The sequence below is a fragment of the Neobacillus sp. PS3-34 genome (assembly GCF_030915465.1).
GTDB lineage: Bacteria > Bacillota > Bacilli > Bacillales > Cytobacillaceae > Neobacillus_A.
Genome location: NZ_CP133267.1, coordinates 3,179,178 through 3,197,811, shown reverse-complemented (window position 1 = coordinate 3,197,811; position 18,634 = coordinate 3,179,178). Strand labels below are relative to the sequence as shown.

18 protein-coding genes are annotated in these 18,634 nt (G+C 39.7%); 4 read left to right on the top strand and 14 right to left on the bottom strand.

The genetic code is table 11. The features are described 5' to 3' along the window. Positions 1-36: 36 nt before the first annotated feature. From RCG23_RS16500 to RCG23_RS16485, 4 genes are all read right to left on the bottom strand, one after another. Entirely contained in the window at positions 37-858 is an 822-nt protein-coding gene (locus tag RCG23_RS16500) for a DUF8832 domain-containing protein (RefSeq protein WP_308176609.1), read from the bottom strand. Beyond that, on the bottom strand, positions 855-3,293 hold the full coding sequence (locus tag RCG23_RS16495; RefSeq protein ID WP_308176608.1) for a heavy metal translocating P-type ATPase: 2,439 nt from the start codon (positions 3,291-3,293) through the stop codon (positions 855-857). Before RCG23_RS16495 ends, RCG23_RS16500 begins: the two co-directional genes overlap by 4 nt. Before the next feature lie 176 nt (positions 3,294-3,469). After that, the gene (gene copZ, locus RCG23_RS16490; protein WP_308176607.1) at positions 3,470-3,676 is read right to left on the bottom strand and encodes a copper chaperone CopZ; all 207 of its coding nucleotides are present in this window, start codon (positions 3,674-3,676) and stop codon (positions 3,470-3,472) included. A gap of 13 nt (positions 3,677-3,689) precedes the next feature. After that, positions 3,690-4,031, bottom strand: a complete 342-nt coding sequence (locus RCG23_RS16485; RefSeq protein ID WP_308176606.1) for a metal-sensitive transcriptional regulator — start codon at positions 4,029-4,031, stop codon at positions 3,690-3,692. A gap of 211 nt (positions 4,032-4,242) precedes the next feature. Here RCG23_RS16485 and RCG23_RS16480 point away from each other — a divergent pair, with 211 nt between their 5' ends. Further along, entirely contained in the window at positions 4,243-5,931 is a 1,689-nt protein-coding gene (locus tag RCG23_RS16480) for a methyl-accepting chemotaxis protein (RefSeq protein WP_308176605.1), read from the top strand. 90 nt (positions 5,932-6,021) lie between these two features. On the opposite strand, the gene RCG23_RS16475 is transcribed toward RCG23_RS16480, so the two are convergent. The 5 genes from RCG23_RS16475 to RCG23_RS16455 all read right to left on the bottom strand — a co-directional run bounded on the left by RCG23_RS16475 (position 6,022) and on the right by RCG23_RS16455 (position 10,817). Further along, positions 6,022-6,507 carry a DinB family protein gene (locus tag RCG23_RS16475; protein ID WP_308176604.1) on the bottom strand — a complete coding sequence of 162 codons (486 nt, stop codon included), beginning with the start codon at positions 6,505-6,507 and terminating at the stop codon, positions 6,022-6,024. A 166-nt stretch (positions 6,508-6,673) separates the two neighbouring features. Next, a complete protein-coding gene (locus RCG23_RS16470; RefSeq protein WP_308176603.1) occupies positions 6,674-7,690 on the bottom strand; it encodes a LacI family DNA-binding transcriptional regulator in 1,017 nt (338 codons plus the stop codon). Positions 7,691-7,718: 28 nt separating this feature from the next. Continuing rightward, positions 7,719-8,534 (bottom strand): carbohydrate ABC transporter permease, encoded by an 816-nt coding sequence (locus RCG23_RS16465; protein ID WP_308176602.1) that lies wholly within the window; start codon positions 8,532-8,534, stop codon positions 7,719-7,721. Next, positions 8,534-9,394 (bottom strand): carbohydrate ABC transporter permease, encoded by an 861-nt coding sequence (locus RCG23_RS16460; RefSeq protein WP_308176601.1) that lies wholly within the window; start codon positions 9,392-9,394, stop codon positions 8,534-8,536. The genes RCG23_RS16465 and RCG23_RS16460 overlap by 1 nt, the downstream gene beginning before the upstream one ends. Positions 9,395-9,515: 121 nt before the next feature. Continuing rightward, a complete protein-coding gene (locus RCG23_RS16455) occupies positions 9,516-10,817 on the bottom strand; it encodes an ABC transporter substrate-binding protein (RefSeq protein WP_308176600.1) in 1,302 nt (433 codons plus the stop codon). A gap of 415 nt (positions 10,818-11,232) precedes the next feature. On the opposite strand from RCG23_RS16455, the gene RCG23_RS16450 reads away from it, so the two are divergent. After that, positions 11,233-12,666 (top strand): TerD family protein, encoded by a 1,434-nt coding sequence (locus tag RCG23_RS16450; protein ID WP_308176599.1) that lies wholly within the window; start codon positions 11,233-11,235, stop codon positions 12,664-12,666. Positions 12,667-12,739: 73 nt separating this feature from the next. Here RCG23_RS16450 and RCG23_RS16445 read toward each other — a convergent pair whose 3' ends face one another. Then, on the bottom strand, positions 12,740-13,969 hold the full coding sequence (locus RCG23_RS16445) for an MFS transporter (RefSeq protein ID WP_308176598.1): 1,230 nt from the start codon (positions 13,967-13,969) through the stop codon (positions 12,740-12,742). A 116-nt stretch (positions 13,970-14,085) separates the two neighbouring features. Between RCG23_RS16445 and RCG23_RS16440 the strand changes: the two genes are divergently transcribed. Both RCG23_RS16440 and RCG23_RS16435 read left to right on the top strand, forming a co-directional pair. After that, positions 14,086-15,093, top strand: coding sequence for an ABC transporter substrate-binding protein (locus RCG23_RS16440; RefSeq protein ID WP_308176597.1), 1,008 nt, complete (start codon positions 14,086-14,088; stop codon positions 15,091-15,093). A 5-nt stretch (positions 15,094-15,098) separates the two neighbouring features. Continuing rightward, positions 15,099-15,890 (top strand): ABC transporter substrate-binding protein, encoded by a 792-nt coding sequence (locus RCG23_RS16435; RefSeq protein WP_308176596.1) that lies wholly within the window; start codon positions 15,099-15,101, stop codon positions 15,888-15,890. 49 nt (positions 15,891-15,939) lie between these two features. On the opposite strand, the gene RCG23_RS16430 is transcribed toward RCG23_RS16435, so the two are convergent. From RCG23_RS16430 to RCG23_RS16415, 4 genes are all read right to left on the bottom strand, one after another. After that, positions 15,940-16,323 carry a DUF302 domain-containing protein gene (locus RCG23_RS16430; protein ID WP_308180082.1) on the bottom strand — a complete coding sequence of 128 codons (384 nt, stop codon included), beginning with the start codon at positions 16,321-16,323 and terminating at the stop codon, positions 15,940-15,942. A 64-nt stretch (positions 16,324-16,387) separates the two neighbouring features. Then, on the bottom strand, positions 16,388-17,167 hold the full coding sequence (locus RCG23_RS16425) for a sulfite exporter TauE/SafE family protein (RefSeq protein WP_308176595.1): 780 nt from the start codon (positions 17,165-17,167) through the stop codon (positions 16,388-16,390). Positions 17,168-17,218: 51 nt separating this feature from the next. Next, complete coding sequence (locus RCG23_RS16420; RefSeq protein WP_308176594.1) at positions 17,219-17,446, bottom strand: sulfurtransferase TusA family protein; 228 nt, start codon at positions 17,444-17,446, stop codon at positions 17,219-17,221. Between the two features lie 36 nt (positions 17,447-17,482). After that, a complete protein-coding gene (locus RCG23_RS16415; RefSeq protein ID WP_308176593.1) occupies positions 17,483-18,610 on the bottom strand; it encodes an MBL fold metallo-hydrolase in 1,128 nt (375 codons plus the stop codon). Positions 18,611-18,634: the final 24 nt, after the last annotated feature.

Below are 18,634 nucleotides of genomic sequence, written 5' to 3'. Positions count from 1 at the left end.
CAGTTCCTAAACTGCCTGTATCTGAGCTTTTTATATTTATTTAATTTCTACTACAAACGGAAATGCCCTTACCTTGCCATCCTGTTTGAATTCCGCCCATATTTTATAAATGCCCGGCTGGTCAAATTGTGTTTCAAAAACAGGTTCATCTTGTTTCAGTGGATGAACATGGAGATAATGCTCCGCTTTTTCATCTAAAATGACCACATGGCCCATAGCGCCTAGATATGGTTCCAGACGGTTTTTATCCAGTTCGAATGATAACTCGATCGGAGTTGAAGTCTTTTGGCTGCTCATTTTCATTTTGACTGTTTCACCATCGACAGTCTTTTTAAATACTTTATCAGGTGTTAATGCGTGTTCATGGCTGGTGCTGCTCTCCCCCACTTTGATTTCTGCTGGCATTACAGAGTAATTCATATGCTTTGGTTTAATATCAACAAATACTTTATAGGAACCGTCGGCAAGTTTATGTTCGACCTGAAATATTCCTTCCCCAGTTTTTTTAGGATGAAGGTGGTAATATTCTTCAAGATCATCACTGACCACGATTAAGTGCATAAGTTTTTCATGATTCATTTCAAAGTCATTTACCGGATTTCCCTGTTTATCCCTTAACGTAATGTCTATGACGGAATCATTATATTCCACGTTTACATTTACTTTGCTTTCTGAAGCATCATGGCTTCCTTCGTGCCCATGGGCGCCTTTCTCTCCATGGCCATGCTCGGCTGACTCATGATTTCCTTCAGAAGAATGTGCTGCTTCCTTTTCATTCTGGAAAAATTGTGCATATACCTGATAGCCTCCTATAACAGCGGCCAAGTATATCACTGCAGCGATTGCCCACTTTTTCATATCTTTCGCCCCTTCTCGTTCAAGTTTACGCGTTGTAACCGAAGAGCATTCAAAACAACTGAAACCGAGCTGAAGGCCATGGCGGCACCCGCAAGCCATGGGGCCAGGAGTCCTAAAGCGGCGACCGGGATTCCAAGCGTATTATAGCCGAATGCCCAGAATAGATTCTGTTTAATGTTTCGAATCGTCTTCTTGCTCATGATTATGGCGTCTGCAATACTGTTCAGGTCTCCCCTCATCAGTGTAATATCGGCAGCTTCCATGGCAACATCTGTTCCTGTACCAATCGCCATTCCGATATCTGAAATCGCCAGTGCCGGAGCATCATTTATGCCATCACCCACCATCGCCACCCGCTTGCCCTGCAGCTGTAGCTTTTTAACTTCTTCCGCTTTACCCTCCGGAAGAACCTCAGCAATAGCAGCATCTATACCAACTTCGTTGGCAATTGCCTGGGCTGTTCGTTTGTTGTCACCCGTAATCATAATGACTTCAAGTCCAAGATCCTTTAACCGTTTAATCGCCTGTTTGGATGTTTCCTTCACTGTATCTGCTACTGCGACAATGCCCTCATAAACGCCATCGACGGCAACTAGCATCGCAGTCTTTCCGTTTCCTTCAAGTGCTACCATGCGGTTTTCAGCAGAGCCTATTTCAACATTGAATTTGGACATGAGTCTTCTTGTTCCAATTAGAAGGTTTCTTCCTTTTACAATCGCTTTAATGCCATATCCAGGGATTGCTTCAAATTCATCAACATCCACTAGCTCAATGTTTCGTTCTTTAATTCCCTGGACAATCGCTTCTGCAAGAGGATGCTCCGACTGTTTTTCTGCCGATCCAACCAGCTGGATAAAGGTTTCTTCATCCATTTTTCCTTCGATAACAACATCTGTCAACACCGGCTTTCCGTTAGTGACAGTTCCTGTTTTATCAAGTACAACCGTTGTGATTCGGTGGGTTAATTCGAGGTGTTCCCCGCCTTTAAATAACACCCCGTATTCAGCCGCCCTGCCGGAGCCTGCCATTATCGAAGTTGGTGTTGCAAGCCCCAATGCACACGGGCAGGCGATGACAAGGACAGCAATCAGTTTTTCCAGCGCCACGGCAAACTCACCAGGACTTACCAAAAAATACCATATAAAAAAAGTGATAACCGCTATACCGACAACAATCGGGACAAAGATGCCTGATATTTGGTCTGCAAGACGCTGAATGGGTGCTTTGGACCCCTGTGCTTCCTCCACCACTTTAATGATTTGGGCAAGTGCTGTATCCTTTCCAACCTTTGTAGCCTTCACTTTTAAAAATCCATTTTTATTTATCGTTGCCCCAAAAACAGCATCTCCCATGGTTTTATCAACGGGCACACTTTCACCCGTCAACATCGATTCATCCAGGGCGGAGCGGCCTTCGACAATTTCGCCGTCAACAGGAACTTTTTCTCCTGGCTTAACATAGATGACATCCCCAACGATGACTTCCTCAAGAGGAATCTCCATCTCACTTCCGTCCCGCAAAACGGTTGCATTTTTAGCCTGCAATCCCATCAGCTTTTTAATTGCATCTGATGAACGGCCTTTGGCGCGGGCTTCAAATAATTTACCTAAAATAATTAAAGTGATTAAAACTGCGCTTGTTTCGAAATAAAGTTCAACCATGTGTGCATGGGAACCAATTGAAACAATGGATTGATATAAGCTGTAAAAATAGGCAGCCGATGTGCCTAATGCCACTAGAACATCCATATTAGCGCTGCCATTCCTGAGTGCTTTATAGGTACCTATATAAAACTGCCTTCCAACTACGAATTGGACCGGAGTTGCGAGAGCAAGCTGTACCCATGGATTCATCAGCATTTCAGGCAAATAGATAAAGGAGGTAAAACTAAAATGGCTTACCATCGCCCATAATAACGGGAAAGCCAGGATTAATGAAAAGACAAATTTACCTTTTTGCCTTTCGATTTCCTGTTCCCTATAGTCGGCTGCTTCCGCATTCTTCTCTTGCTTCCTCTTCGCCTGATATCCGAGTTTTTCTACTTTGCTGATCATGTCCTGGATGCTTACCTGTGAAGGATTATATTCCACTGTGGCTGTTTCAAGCGCCAAATTGACAGCTGCTTTATTAATTCCGTCAAGCTTATTCAAACCCTTCTCGATTCTCGCCGAACAAGCAGCGCATGTCATTCCGATAATATCTAATTCTGCTTTTTCAGATGCAACACCGTAACCTAAATCACTGATTTTTTTTTCGAATGCTGCTACGCTCGTAACAGAGGAATCATATTTTAACGAAGCTTTTTCTAAAGCCAAATTCACACTTGCTTCGTTTACGCCTTCTATTTTCTTTAATCCTTTTTCAATCCGTGCCGCACATGCGGCACATGTCATACCTGTAATTGGCAACTGAACTTCTTTTTGCAATGAACTCATTCCTATTCCTCCTTTTTAAAGGAACTCTCATTCATTATACTATACCCTTGTAGGGTATATGTCAATCAAATAAATTCTAAATTTTTTTAGGTAAATAAAAACCCTGATACCCGCAAAGGCATCAGAGCTGGAACGTTATTCTATTAGTAATTGGAGGGCCGCTGAGTTACTTATTATTATTCGACGTCGTAACCTTGGTCATCAATCGTTTCTTTAATTTTTTCAACGCCAACTTCGCTTGAATTGAACTCTACATGAACTTGCGCTTTATCCAAGTCAACCAAAACTCTTTCAACGCCGTTCAATTTGCCAACGCTACCTTCAACTGCTTTTACACAATGGCCGCAGGACATGCCTTTTACATTCAACGTTATATTTTCCATCCTAAATCTCCTCCTATTTTTTCATAAGCTTTTGTACCGTCAGCAGTACTTCATCCAGGACTTCGAGGTCGCCCTCTTGAATTCGTTCAACAACGCAGCTCTTCATATGTCCCTCGAGCAAAAGCTTTGCGACACTATTTAATGCCGACTGGGTCGCAGATATTTGGGTGATAACATCATCGCAGTAGGTATCTCTTTCGATTAAACCTTTAATACCTCTGATTTGCCCTTCAATACGATTCAGCCTCGTAACCAAATTTTTCTTCACTTTTTCAGAATGGTGGCTTTTTCGATCACTGTGATGACTGCAAGATTCTTCAAGTTCAACTTCTTTTTCTTCGTTTTCAAAAAGCATTGCGCAGCCTCCTTTACCTGAATAATAGCATACCCATGTAGGGTATGTAAAGAATCTTATCTTTGTATGTATCTTGTATCCATCCTAATAATCTTTTAATATTGTGAAATTTTTTTAAAATTACACACCTGAAATTGTTTTCACTTTGACACTATAGGAAAATAGAATTACTTATACATAAATAAGAATAATTGTACGGGAGCTAAATTCAATGTCACTTAAATTCAAATTCCTTTTAACTAACATGTTTGTCATTCTTTTATTTCTAGGAAATATTATGTTTGTTATGTACAATATGCACGAAATATCCAATAGAATGCAGGAGATGAAGGAAAAAGATATTAAAATTACTTTGAATGCAGAAAGGATGAAGCTTGACGTAGTACAAGTTCAGCAGTGGCTGACGGATATCAGTGCTACCAGAGGCGCTGCAGGATACGATGATGGTTTTTCAGAAGCCAAAAAGTATGCAGCGGATTTTAGGGATACATTGAAAGAGCTGAAAAAATTGGATAATCAAAATAGTGTACAAATAGAAAGCTTTTCTGCATCATTTGAGCCTTATTATGCAATGGGTATTAAATTGGCAAACGCCTATATCAGCGGTGGACCAGATCAAGGCAATATCATCATGGGAGATTTTGATTCTTTTGCAGAGGATATTAATAAAAAAATTGAACAGTATCGTATTCAAAAAGAAAAAACAATGACGGCCGATTTGAATGCATTGGAAAAAAACTTAAATCATTCCAATACTGTAACCACCATTACTGTCATTTTCACCACTTTATTTTCAATGGCTATTACCTATAGTATTTTAAATCCAATCCTGGCAGCAATAAAAAAGCTCGCCATGACTAGCCAGTCTATTTCAAACGGGGACCTTACCCAAACAATACATGTAAACAGAAAAGATGAGGTTGGAGTGCTCGCACATTCGTTTGAGGAAATGAGAACGAATTTAGCTTTGCTTATTAATAATATTAACACGTCATCAGACAGACTCTTTCGAAATAGCAAAAACCTGTTGGAATCTGCTAAGCAGACTGATGATGCCGCCAACCAGGTTGCAGTTACCATCTCGCAAATCGCAGAAGGTTCCGAACATCAGGCTCAGCAAATCAGTGATATTTCCGAATACAGCGGTATTTCTGTTACACAAGTAAATCAGGGATATTTATTGGCGACCAATACTTTGGAAAGAGCGACTCTTTCAACTCAAGCAGCTATTAATGGTCAATCGGCAATAAATCAGGCTATCCTTCACCTACAGGAGGTATCAAAGGATGTAACACAATCCACAATTGAAATACAAAAGCTGGGTAACAGATCTAAACAAATTGGTGAAATCATTAATTTGATTTCTCATATTTCTTCCCAAACAAATTTGCTGGCGTTAAATGCAGCCATTGAAGCTGCAAGGGCTGGTGAGCACGGAAAAGGTTTTGCAGTGGTAGCTGATGAAGTCCGAAAACTGGCTGAAGAAACCAACCGGGCTACTGGAGAAATAACCAATCAAATTGAATTGATCCAAAAAGACACTGAAAATGCCATTGCACTTATGAGCAAAAACAAAAAGATGGTAGAGAAAGAAGCGGCATTTATCCAAACTGGAGGAGAATCCCTTGCCAGTATAGTGGATGCTGTGAAAAAAACAGAGGAAAATATCAATGAACTCGTCCCAATATTAAATGATATAAATCTTCATGCGAAAAAAATCCATCAGATGTCTGAAGATGCAGCTGCCATTGTGGAACAAACAGCCTCTTCATCCCAGGAGGTTGCTGCAGGATCTGAAGAACAGTCCGCCATGTGCAAAGACATAGCGAATTACGCTGAAGAGTTAGCAAAAATCGCAGAAAAACTTAATCAAGATGTTAGCACGTTTAGACTGGAATAAAGAATACAAATATCCTTTTGGAAAAGCAAAATAACATCCCTTCTTTCAGGGAAGTTATTTTGCTTTTTGAATTTCCTATCGGCTGATGGTTTATGCTTTGTGATTTTTTATTTCTCTTAAAAAATAAACATAGTCAGTCGCAATACTTTTATGTCCCATCGACCAAAGCATGGCGGTGATATTTCCGCGATGATATGTACCGTGATTGGCCAAATGGGTACAGATATCTTCGAGCGTGTTTTCAAAAGTATCTCCGCTAGAGTTCTTATAAGTAACAATACGCGATATATCTTCTCCTTTTAAATACAAGGTCATGTTACGATGCAACTCATTAATTTTTCCCTTTGCTTCGTCCGCACTATTAAATGTAATATCTGTGTTCGAAGTTTCTTTCCCTTGTATACGGTCGAACCAAAGAACATCCACTATGTATAGATGTTCTGCTGTTTCCTTTATTGATTTAAAAACACTTTCTATCTGCTGGTTAAATGCTTGCGGACAATTTTCTTCTATATAAAATAATAATTTTTTTGTCGCCCACTCATGGTATTCAAACAATTGTTTTGCCAATATCATAGTTAACCTCCTAAAAAATGAATTTTCAGATATCTTCTAATTATTTAATAACATAGCATCGTTTCCACGTCCAGTTTATTTGAATACCTTTAGCAACATTAAAATTCGCTCAAGAAAAGAGGATGCCATCTTATTTAGGGCATCCTCTTACTTTATAAAGCCTGATTTACATTTTTCTAACATGGCATGATTTTCGTTCAATTAGCTGGGTAGGTATGGTAATCTTCTTTGGCTGCATGTCAGGATTCTTAATTTTCCCAATAAGACATTCTGCTGCCTGAAATCCCAGCTCAAAAATATTGATATCAACCGAGGTTAAAGGTGGCTTGGAGTGATTTGACAGGGTGAGATTATTAAAGCTGATGATAGAAACATCCTCGGGCACCTTCACTTTTAAGCCCTCCAGATGGCTAATCATTTCATAAGCAAATAAATCGTCCTGGGTAACAATAGCAGTTGGTGGGGTTTTCAGAGAGAGAAGCGATTGAAGTGTTTCGCTTCCTTTCATTTTACCCAGGATAACATAGTTGTCCAAATAAGGGACTCCTGCTTCCTCCAGAGCTGCTTTGTACCCATTTAATCTGTCAATTGTCACGACAAAATTTAAATTTCCGCCAACAAAGGCAATATTCCTATGTCCAAGCTCAATCAAATAATTCGTGACCTGTTTAGTGGTAGAAACATTATCATTATCTACAAAAGTTATCTTTTCACTGTTTTCAAATGGCCTTCCAACAATGGTAAACGGTAAGTCGGAATCCGCCAGAAAGTTCAACGTTCGATCATTCACTCTTGAATAGAGAAGAATGATACCATCGACCCTTCTGCCCTGGACCATGCTGACAACCTCTTCAAAAATCTCATCCTCATCTGAACCTGTCGATAGATATATTCCAAATCTACACGCATGTGCACTGGTGCAAATGCCACGCAGGACCTCAGGAAAAAAGGGATTTTGAAAAGAGTAGTAGGCCGAGTTAGGCATAATAATCCCGATTGTCTCGGTACTTTTTGCTGCCAGACTTCGCGCCTGATAATTTGGATAATAGTCCAACTTTTCCATTACTTCACGAACGCGTTTCTTCGTTTTTTCACTGATTTTTGAACTGTTTGCAATTACCCTCGAAACTGTTGATGGTGCTACATTTGCTTCCCTGGCCACGTCTCTTATGGTAATAGTCATTTTTTCCTCCTAAAAGAGAGCGTATAAGCTATTTTACTGCGCCTTCTGAAATTCCTTTGATGATTTCACGCTGTGCAAAGAAATAAGCAACAATGACAGGAATGATGGCAATTGTCAAACCAGCCAATGCCAGGTGCCATTGTTTTGTATATTCACCAAAGAAGAAGAACATTCTCAACGGGATAGTCTGCATTCCTTCCTGATTGATAACAAGAGAAGGAAGCAGGTAGTCATTCCAAATCCAGATTGTGTTAAGAATACCTACGGTTACAGTAATCGGCTTAAGGACCGGGAAGATTACATACCAGAAAACCTGGAATTTATTACAGCCATCTATAGTCGCTGCTTCATCCAAGGACCTTGGAATACCGCTCAATGTTCCATGGAATAAGAATATGGACAAACTGCTTCCGAACCCTAAATACATGAAAATGATACCAAAGCGGTTTAACATGCCGACTTTTCCAAAAATCGTTACTAACGGGATCATTACCGATTGGAACGGTATGAGCATCGCTGCAACAAAAATAAAGAAGAAAACGGTACTTATTTTGCTCTTCGATCTCGAAAGTGCATAAGCGGCAATCGATGAAAAGATTATTATTACTGCGACACTGACTACCGTAATCAGCAGTGAATTCAAAAAGGTGCTTACAAAATCCAGTTCAGTAAAAGCTTCCTTATAGTTGTCCAAATTGAATGCAGCTGGCAAGCGTAATACATCTGTAAACATTTCTTTCTTGGTCTTAAAAGAGTTAACAATCATCAGGTAGAAAGGTGAAAGCCATAATAGGGCTAACAAGATCCCTAATATTTCAATAGGAAATTTGTACTTTTTGCCCATTACATTTCAACCTCCTTTTTCTTGTTGAAGTAAACCTGTGTTAAGGAAATGGCCGCAACAATGATAAAGAATACAACAGCTTTTGCCTGTGCATAAGCCATTTGATTCGCACTGAAAGCAGTTTTAAAAATTTCCATTGCCACCATTTGAGTGGAATCAAATGGTCCGCCCCCTGTCAAAGACAGGTTTTGGTCATAAAGTTTAAATGAGTTTGAAAGAGTCAGAAACATACTGACGGTAAAGGCAGGTGCGACAAGTGGAAGAATGATATAACGCAAACGCTGGAAAGGGCTTGCTCCATCGATTTGTGCAGCCTCAAGCAATTCTCCTGGTACACTTTCCAAATAGGCGATATAAATTATCATAATATAACCTGACATTTGCCAGCTCATCAGAATGACTAATCCCCAAAAACCAGTGTTAGTGGTAGATAACCATCCTTGAAGGTTTTCAATTCCAAACATTTCACCAATGCTGGAAAAAATCTCTGTAAAAATAAATTGCCAAATGAAACCAAGAATCAGGCCGCCAATCAGGTTAGGCATGAAAAAAATCGTTCTTAGGAATTTGCTTGATTTAATTTTTGACGTCACAATTAGTGCAAGCGAGAAGCCAAAGAAGTTGATTAAAATAATCGACACGATGGCAAATTTAACGGTAAACCATAAAGCATCCATAAATGCCTTATCCTTAAAAAGATCAATATAATTTTGGAAACCGATAAATCCGCTAGAGTCAATTCCGTTCCAATCTGTAAACGAGTAATAGATGCCCATTGCTAATGGCACAATGACTACGAGTGACAAAGCCAGTAGCGCAGGGGCTAAAAATAACCAGTAAGATATATCTTTTGTTCGCATAAGAAGTCCCTCCATAAATAGCAGTTGAGAGTTAGTATTCATAGGTGCATATTAGCAAAACAAAGCAGCAAAATATCGCTGCTTTGTTTTGTTTAATTTTCAGTTATTCAGGAAGTGTATCTTATTTTCTTGCATCTTCCCATGATTTTTGGGATTCCTTAACAAGATCTTCCCAGCTCATTTTATTGCTTAAATATTTTTGGATGTTAACTCCTAATTTATCCATACCCCAACCGCTTGGATAGCCCATGAAAGTCCAGCCGATTGTTTTCTTGTCTTGTGCATATTGGTAGATTGCTTTAGAAAGAGGATCAGAAATTTTAGAAGTATCATAGCCTTCGTATGCAGGAATAAATTTGAAATCTTCTAAAACAGTTTTCTTTCCTTCATCTGAAGTGTACAGCCAGTCTAGGAATTTCTTAGATTCTGCAACTACATTTTTATCCAAAGTTTTGTTTACAGCCCAGTACATTGGAACGCCTACAGGGATAGAGTCTTCTTTGTAGCCTTCAACCGGGATTGGAAGAAGTCCGATATTGTTGTCAGCGAAGTCCTGGTCAACACCAGCGATTGAACCGTAAACCCAGTTACCTTGCTCGATGATTGCAACACTGCCTGTTGAGAATAGCTTTTCAACCTGTTGAGAGTAGTCAAGGCTTACAGTAGGCTGTGCAGAGTACTTATTTTGAAGATCAAGGAACTTCTTCATCGCATCGCCGTATTTGAAATCAACCTTTTTAGCATCAAACGCTTTTAGCACATTGCCATCGAATTCAGGCGCGATAAAAGCATTGGATAGGTGCAAACCAGTTACCCAAGTTTCTTTTGCAGGTAATGCAAAAACTGCTTTGATTTTAAGTTTATCCTTTTGCTCATCTAACGTTTTAACTGCAGCCTCAAGGCTTGCAAAATCCTTAATGCTTGCAGGGTCAATTCCCGCTTGTTCGAATAGTTTTTTGTTGTAGATTAGGCCATAGCCTTCTTGGTTGTATGGAAGACCAAGAATTTCACCATCTTTAGTAACACCGTCAAGTGTTCCTTCAAGAGCTGCCTTTGATGCCTTTGTATCAGACATATCAGCTAATTTCTTATTCCAGTCAGCTACGTCCTGTGGTCCGCCTACGTTAAAAATCGCTGGCTCTTTGCCAGATGCAAATTTAGACTTTAGAGCTACACCGTAATCTTGTCCGCCACCAACAGTAGTAATGTTGATGTGAACGCCAGGATTTTCAGCTTCATATTTCTTTACTACATCTTCAAATTGCTTTTTGAATTCTACTTTGAATTGGAAAATGTCAAGAGTTACATCTTTTTTATCACTCTTGTTTGAACCGTTTGAGTCCTTTGAATTACATCCTGCTAAAAACACGCTGAAAATAACTAAGATAGAAATAAGACTTAATAATACCTTTTTGCTTTTCATCTTTGACCCTCCATTTTAACGATTTTTCTGTTTTGCTTCTAAATAGGGAAAGCGGTTGCATAAAATAGTAAACTAAATAATCAAATCTCTGTTTTTATAGAACTTTTGATTTTAGCCAGCCAAAACTATTAATTTAACCTCCCCGCCTTGTTTTTGAAGAAAACAGTGAAAACGGTTGCATCAATTTACAAGATTAATTTAACATACTCTTAAAAAATATTCAATATTAAAATCTCAACCTTTTTTTATTTCAGCTGGCTATTTGTAGAATATATGATTTATTTTTACCAATAATGATACAGCCGATCATTTAAATTTAGGACTTTCCCTCCACTTTTACTATCAAAATTGTGAAACCTTTCTATGTTTGATATCGTAAACCAAATAAAGTAATTAAATAAAAGGAGTGAGAAACATGGGCGTTACACTTAGCAAGGGGCAAAAGGTTGACCTGACAAAATCTCATCCCGGCCTTCAGAATGTGATAGCTGGTTTAGGGTGGAATGTTAATACTTCCGGTTCCAACTATGATTTGGATGCATCCGCCTTCTTATTGGGAGAAGCCGGAAAGGTTCAAAGTGACCTTGATTTTATTTTTTATAATAATCCCAATGGCGGAAACGGTTCCGTCATATATAGCGGTGACAACAGGATCGGATCAGGGCAAAGAGATGATGAACAAATACGTATTAATCTCAGCCTGGTTCCTCCTTCGATCCACAGGATTGCTTTTACAATTACCATCCATGATGCCCAGATGAAAAATCAAAGCTTCGGCCAGATTTCCGATGCTTATGTAAGAGTTTTCAATGAGCAGACAAATGAGGAACTTCTCCGTTTTGATCTGGGAAGGGATTTCACCGTTGAAACAGCGATTGTTGCTGCTGAGCTCTACCGTCACAATGGCGAGTGGAAGTTCAATGCAATCGCAAGCGGCTTTCAAGGAGGACTAGCTGCGCTTTGCCGGAATTTTGGTGTTACAGTCGATGACCAGCCTGCCCAGTCAGTGGTTCCCCCTTACCAAGACCAGCCATATAATCAGCCAGGACAGGGACAGTTCCAACAGAATTCTTACAGCCAGCCAGCCTATCAGCAGCAAACTCAAACATACCCACCTTTTCCTCGAGCACAGCAAAGCGCACCCCCACAGCCGTATAATCAAAATACATACGGGCAAAATTTTTCAAATACAGCTCCTTCGCCTCAAACATATGGCGGAGAAAATATTATGTGCCCTCGCTGCCATTCATCAAATGTCAGGACGGGACAAAAAGGCTTTGGATTGGGAAAAGCAGCAATTGGCGGTTTAATCCTTGGACCAGTGGGGTTGCTTGGAGGATTCATTGGAAAAAATCAGCTAAAGCTCACCTGTAACAGCTGCGGAAATTCATGGTCCCCTTCACAACGGGACTATTCAGAGTGGGCTATCCAGCAAAAAAGGCGGGCAATGGAATTGTTTAACCGTTTTAAAAGCCAGGACGTCCTAGATGCCGTAGTGGCTGCCTGCGCATTAGTAGGAATGGCAGATGGCAGACTGGATCCGTCTGAGCGCCAAAAGATGCTCGAGTTCGTTCAGCAAAGTGATGAATTGCGCGTTTTTGATACGAATAAAGTCATTCAACAATTTAACTTCTATGTGCAGCGGATTGAGGCCGACCCAATGCTGGGCCGAGCTGAGGCATTTCGGGCACTGGGACGGGTCAGGTCGAAGCCGGAAATTGCACGATTGGTTGCACGCTACTGTATCGCCATCGGTTACGCCGACGGCAGCTTTGACCAGAACGAAAAGCAGATGGTCAGCGAAATATGCAGGGAACTTGGACTAAATCCAACAGAATTTTTATCATAAGGACCAAAAAACCCGAGAAATCGGGTTTTTTGTTTGCCATTTTATTGGATTTCCTCTCCTCCCTTCGTTTTCCTTATTTCACTTTCCATAGCGGGGAGCGCTGGTACCATACGAAAATAAAGAAATTAAAAATGCATGCGAGCAGAAAGACCGTTTGGGGATCCAGCCAATCGGCAATCCAGCCAGCTGCAAATATTGCGAATGGCATGCCAAGCTTAAAAATCGATCCAGTAAGACCACTGATTCTGCCAATAAGATGCTCCGGTGTTGATTCCTGCCGGAACGTCCAGATGCAAACGGATGAGATGGTTGCAAATACACCGTCAAAGAATAGGCCAATCCCTAATATCCAGCTTGTTGAAGATAAAAACATAACTAAATACGCAATTCCCAACAGCAATGTCGTCAACCCCAACAGAACTCCCATTGGTATCCTGCTTCTTACGTATTTGACAGTGCTGCTGCCGACCAGCCCTCCCAAGCCAGTAGATGCCAATACAATACCGAGCTGCGAGCTGTTTAGGGCAAGCTTGTCTTTTGCATAAAAGATAATCATTGTATCTGCCATTCCTGCAGTTGAATTGATAAAAATAACAAGAATAGTAATGAGCCAAAGGGTCTCATTTCTCCTCAGTTCAGTCCACCCTTCTTTTAATTCACGCAAAAAGTCAGATTGATGCTCCTTTTTTATTGCTTCATTTGAATTCAAAAACAACAGGGATATGAAAGCAAGCCCAAATGCCACAGCAGTAATCAGCAGTCCCTGATCTAGGTCTGCAAGCAAAAGAATAGCCCCAGAGATGGCCACCATAATCCCAACTAAGGTGGACACAAAAGAAAAGGAAGCATTGGCTGATGTTAGCATATTCCCTGGTAATGCCTGCTTCACAATACTGAACCTGGCATTAAAGTAGGCATAGCTGCTGGCCATTAAAATAAAGCCAGAAATATAAAACACAAATAAATGGTGTATGCCCATTTCAATAAGAGAAAACAAACCAATCAGAACCATTATCTGAATGATGATTGCCCAAAGCGACCATCGTTTTTTATTTACCCTGTCTACGATCACTCCAATGAAGACAGCTAGAAGCAAATTGGGTAAAAACTCAATTCCGCGCATCGCTGACATGGCAACCGATGATTTAGTCAAATCATATAAAATAAGCGGAAGTGCAAGTTCATATACCTTACTTCCGAGCGCTATGATCGAACCCGTTAACAATAGAATCATAAAATTTCGATTTTGCCAGATCGAGCCGGCTTGAACCTTAGCAGAAACACTTGGTTGAACAGAATTCATGTCTCTCACTCCCATTAATACGTTGTATATATTTTTATCCAAATAAAGTAGTATAAAAAGTGTAAATAGTTTTACAATTTTTTCACCTTTTACATTGAGTCAGGAGCGAAATGTTCATGCTTATAGAAGAACACTTCTTTCAATTAAGGAGCTATTACTCAGCCATTCCGAACGATGTTTGGTTTGATATTAAATCTGAAGAACTTTGTGGCGTTCTTTTTACCAGCAAAAGGAACGTCAATCTATTACTTAAAAAAATGGAAAAAGAGAATTGGATTAGCTGGACTCCCGGCAAATGCCGCGGAAACCAATCGAAGCTGTTATTTTCGAAAGGAAAAGACACGCTTTTAATTGAAGCTGCCAAAGATAAGGTAAAAAGAAGCGATTTACATGGTGCCTATTCGATTTTGGAAGAATATGGAATTGAAGCAGAAGGAAAGAAACAGTTCACTGATTGGCTCGAGCAGCAGATGGGGTACCGGGCGAATGTGGATGAAGCTGACATCGATATCCTTCGCTTTCCATTTTATCGGTCCATCCCCCATCTGGATCCGGCTTTCGTTGGGAGAAGAACCGAAGCACATATGATTAAGCAAATTTTTGATACGCTCGTTTTATATAATGCAAACACAGGAAAACTCGAACCAAATCTTGCCCATTATTGGAAAAGCGATGAATCGAGTAAGATATGGACCTTTTATCTTAGAAAGGGCGTTCGCTTTCATAATGGAAAAAGGTTAACAGCTGTGGATGTGGCCTTCACTCTGATGAGAATCAAGGATCCTTCAACAGCCTCCCCGCATAGGTGGATGGTTAAAGACATCAAGAAGATAGTTATACTCCATGATTACGCCTTGGAGATTGAGCTTGAAAAGCCTCACTCTTTATTTGCAAGCTTCCTTAGTACTGAAAGATTGGCTATTGTGCCAGAGGACCTGGCGGGAAAATCGGATTTTTCGAGTCATCCAATTGGAACAGGTTCCTATTCGGTTGAAAAAAATGATGACAGCATTCTTTTATTAAATGCACACGATGACTATTTTAAAGAGAGGCCTTTATCGACAAAATCGAAATTTGGGTATGGCCTGATTACAGCTCTGAAAACAAACAGCCTCCCAATTTAAGTGAGATGAAGTATCTTCCCCTCTCACTTAATGCCCATGTTGAAAATAATGACTTTAATGAACTAAATAACATTGAAAATGGATGCTACTATCTTGTTTTTAACCTGCAAAAAAACGGGATACTGCAGGATATCCATTTTCGGCAATCTCTTCATTATGCTCTAAACCGTGAACAAATGATTATAGACCTGGGCGGACTGCGATTCAAACCAGCCAGTGGTTTTACTCCATCACAGAATGGAGACAATGTTCTTTTTGAAGCTGACTATAATACTGCAAGAGAATTATTAAAGCGGAGCAGCTATAACGGGGAAATCATCCATTTATATACTTATCGAATGACATCTAATGAACTGAATGCGAAATGGATTAAGGAGCAGGCAGAAAATATACTCGGGGTTCATCTTCAAATCTCTATTCTCCCAATTGAAGAATTAAAGATGAGAGATACAATGGAAAAAGCTGATATTATCATTTCCGGTGAGGTTTTTGATGAAAATATCGAGGTGGGATGGCTTGATATGCTTCAAACCGGCAATTCTTTCATTAAAAACTTTCAGGATTCTCCTCTTAGAAACAGAGTTGATGAAATCCTATTTCATGCCTTAAGTGTGACAGAAAGTCAGGAACGTCTCAGATGTTTTTCAGAAATTGAAAACATTTACCGTGATACTTTTGCGCTGCTTTTTCTGTACCATAGCAGGCAAAGTATTTCACATCACAATTCCTTGAAAGGCATTTCACTAAATGCACTTGGGTGGATGAATTATAAAGATCTGTGGTTTGAACAAAAATGAAACACTATTAAAATAAAAAAGGCACCCAAAAAGGAGCCTCAAAACAAGGTTATTTGGTTTTTTCCAAAACATTTATTAGTGTAGACTCAATTTCTTCTGCGATCGATTTCAACTCATTGTCATCTATCATACTGACCAATAAAGAAGGCTTTGCTAAACCAATCTTTGTTGTTCCTTCGCTTTCGTAAACTGTTATTTTACAAGGAAGAAAATAGCCTGCCAGTTCATTAATGTTTAAAATTTTTGCTGCTTCCTGGGGATTGCACACTTCCAGAATATAATATGGCTGATTATAAGCAACCCCTTTTTCCTGCAGCTTCCCCTGTAAATCCAATGTCCACAAAACACCAAACTTTACTTCCTTTAAATTCTTTTCAAGAGAGATTATTGCTTCATCAATCTTTTTTGTAGTTGAAACGGTATAATGGAACAATTTCATTTCCTCCTTAAAAATTGATTAATCATCCTCTTATCTTTAACATTGAAAAAGGTTTTTATCAGAATAGAATATCAATCCAGATTTTGAGGGCTGTTATCCCGATTAATACGGCAAGAATGGCCTGAAGGATTTTAGTATTCATTTTTTTGCCTGCCTTCGCACCCAGTGAGGAGGCAATGAAGCTGGCGATAACGACAACAAGTGTAGGAAGCCATGGAACCTGGCCTGTTGTTACTTTTCCTATCGTTACACCGACTGATGAAATCAGCGTGATTGCCAGAGATGACGCTATTGTAACCCTGGTAGGAATTTTTAAAACGACGAGCATAATTGGGACGAGTAAAAAAGCTCCGCCAGCTCCAACGATTCCAGCACTTATACCGACAATAAAGGATAGCACCATCCCTAAAACCAGGTTAACCTTCAATTGGTCTGCGGGTAGATCATCAATTCCCTTTTTAGGAATAAACATTAAAACGACAGCAATAAGTGCAAGAATACCATAAACTAAATTAATTCCCGATTCAGGGAGTAAATGGGAGAAGAATCCTCCGATAAAACTTCCTGCCAAAATGCTGGCACCCATCGAGAATATGATTTTTTTATTTAAATACCCGCTATTCCGGTAAGCTAAAACTCCGCCTATCGTAGCAAATAAAACTTGCACGGCACTAATCCCTGATACTTCGTGTGGGGTGAACGCAATAAGGCCAAACAACGGCGGAATATACAGCAGCATTGGAAAATTGACGATGGCTCCACCTATCCCAACCATTCCAGAAATATATGACCCGACAAAGCCAACAAGAAATAAGACGATAATAAAAGTCCAGCTCATTTATGACTCCCCTTAAAGGAAGAAGGCACTATAAGTGCCTTCTTTAAATTTTTAAGCTTTTTTAAGCCAGAATTTTAATACGCCATCTTCTTCTGCAGATTGGATTAATTCATTGCCAGTAGATTTAGCCCAGGCAGCCAGGTCTGCTTTAGCCCCTTTATCAGTTGCATGGATTTCTAAAATTTGACCTGATTCCAGCTCATTTATTGCTTTTTTTGTTTTTACAATCGGCATTGGGCAGGCAAGCCCTTTTGCATCTAATATTTTAGTAACGTCCATTTTATTTTCCTCCTAAAATGTTATAGTTGCTTCTCATTAACGTACTGCACAGCGGTTAGGGCCAATTTCCATTTCTCTCTGTTTTTCAATATCCGGATTGATTTTACCCATATTGGTTTCTCTGATTTCCTGATAAGCATTTGGCTGTGGTGGAAGGTTCTCGGTAACAACTCTTCTGAATTCAGCTTCATTTTCGATTTTTAATCCGTGATTTCGGGAATAAAGGGTGCCTAATTTTTCACTTACACTTCCATTTTCATTTAACTCATCAATAATCATGAAATGAGCAGGAAGTACAATTAATTCATCTGATAATTCTTTATAACGGCTATAAAGAGTTTCTCTTAAGTCGGTTACCCAATCTTCGGCTTTCCCAGCCAGGTCTGGCCTTCCAATTGAATCAATGAAAAGAATATCTCCTGTTAACAAATAACGATCACCGATAACAAAAGAAGTGGATCCAATCGTATGTCCTGGTGAATAAACAGGCTGAATCGCAATTTTCGTATTTCCAAACAAGAAATCATTGCCTTCTTCAAGGCGTGAATAATAGTACGTAACCTCTTCAGCATCTTTTGGAGGCAGCCAGTAAGCAGCACCGGTTTGCTCTGCAATTTTTCTTCCTCCTGAAATATGATCTGCATGGAGGTGAGTATCAAAAACATGTTTAACTTTAGCACCCATTTTATTAGCAAAATCAATATATACATCTGTCATCCTGGTAGCATCAATAATAGCCGCTTCACCGTTAGAAATTGCCATGTAAGACAGACAGCCTTTACCGATTCTCACAAACTGAAAAACTTCTCCGCCATCTTTTAAAACGCCAACTTTTACGGGCTCAAGATGTTCGCTCCATGATTTCATTCCGCCTTGTAGATAAGAAACGTTTAAGCCTGCCTCAGAAAGCATATCAGCCACAAAAATGGATGAACCTTCTTTAGCACAAACGACTAAAATTTCTTCATCAGCCGGAATTTGATATATAATACCCTCAACTCCATCAAGGAGATCAAAGTAAGGTACATTCAAGTGAGTGAATTGTTCACCTTCAATTTTCCAATCCTGGAAGTCTCCCTCATTACGTACATCCAGGATAAATAATTTCTCCCTGTTAAAAATCTTTTGCGTTACTTCTCTTGAATTCATAGCTGTAACAGTCATTTCACTTACCCCCACCGGTATAAT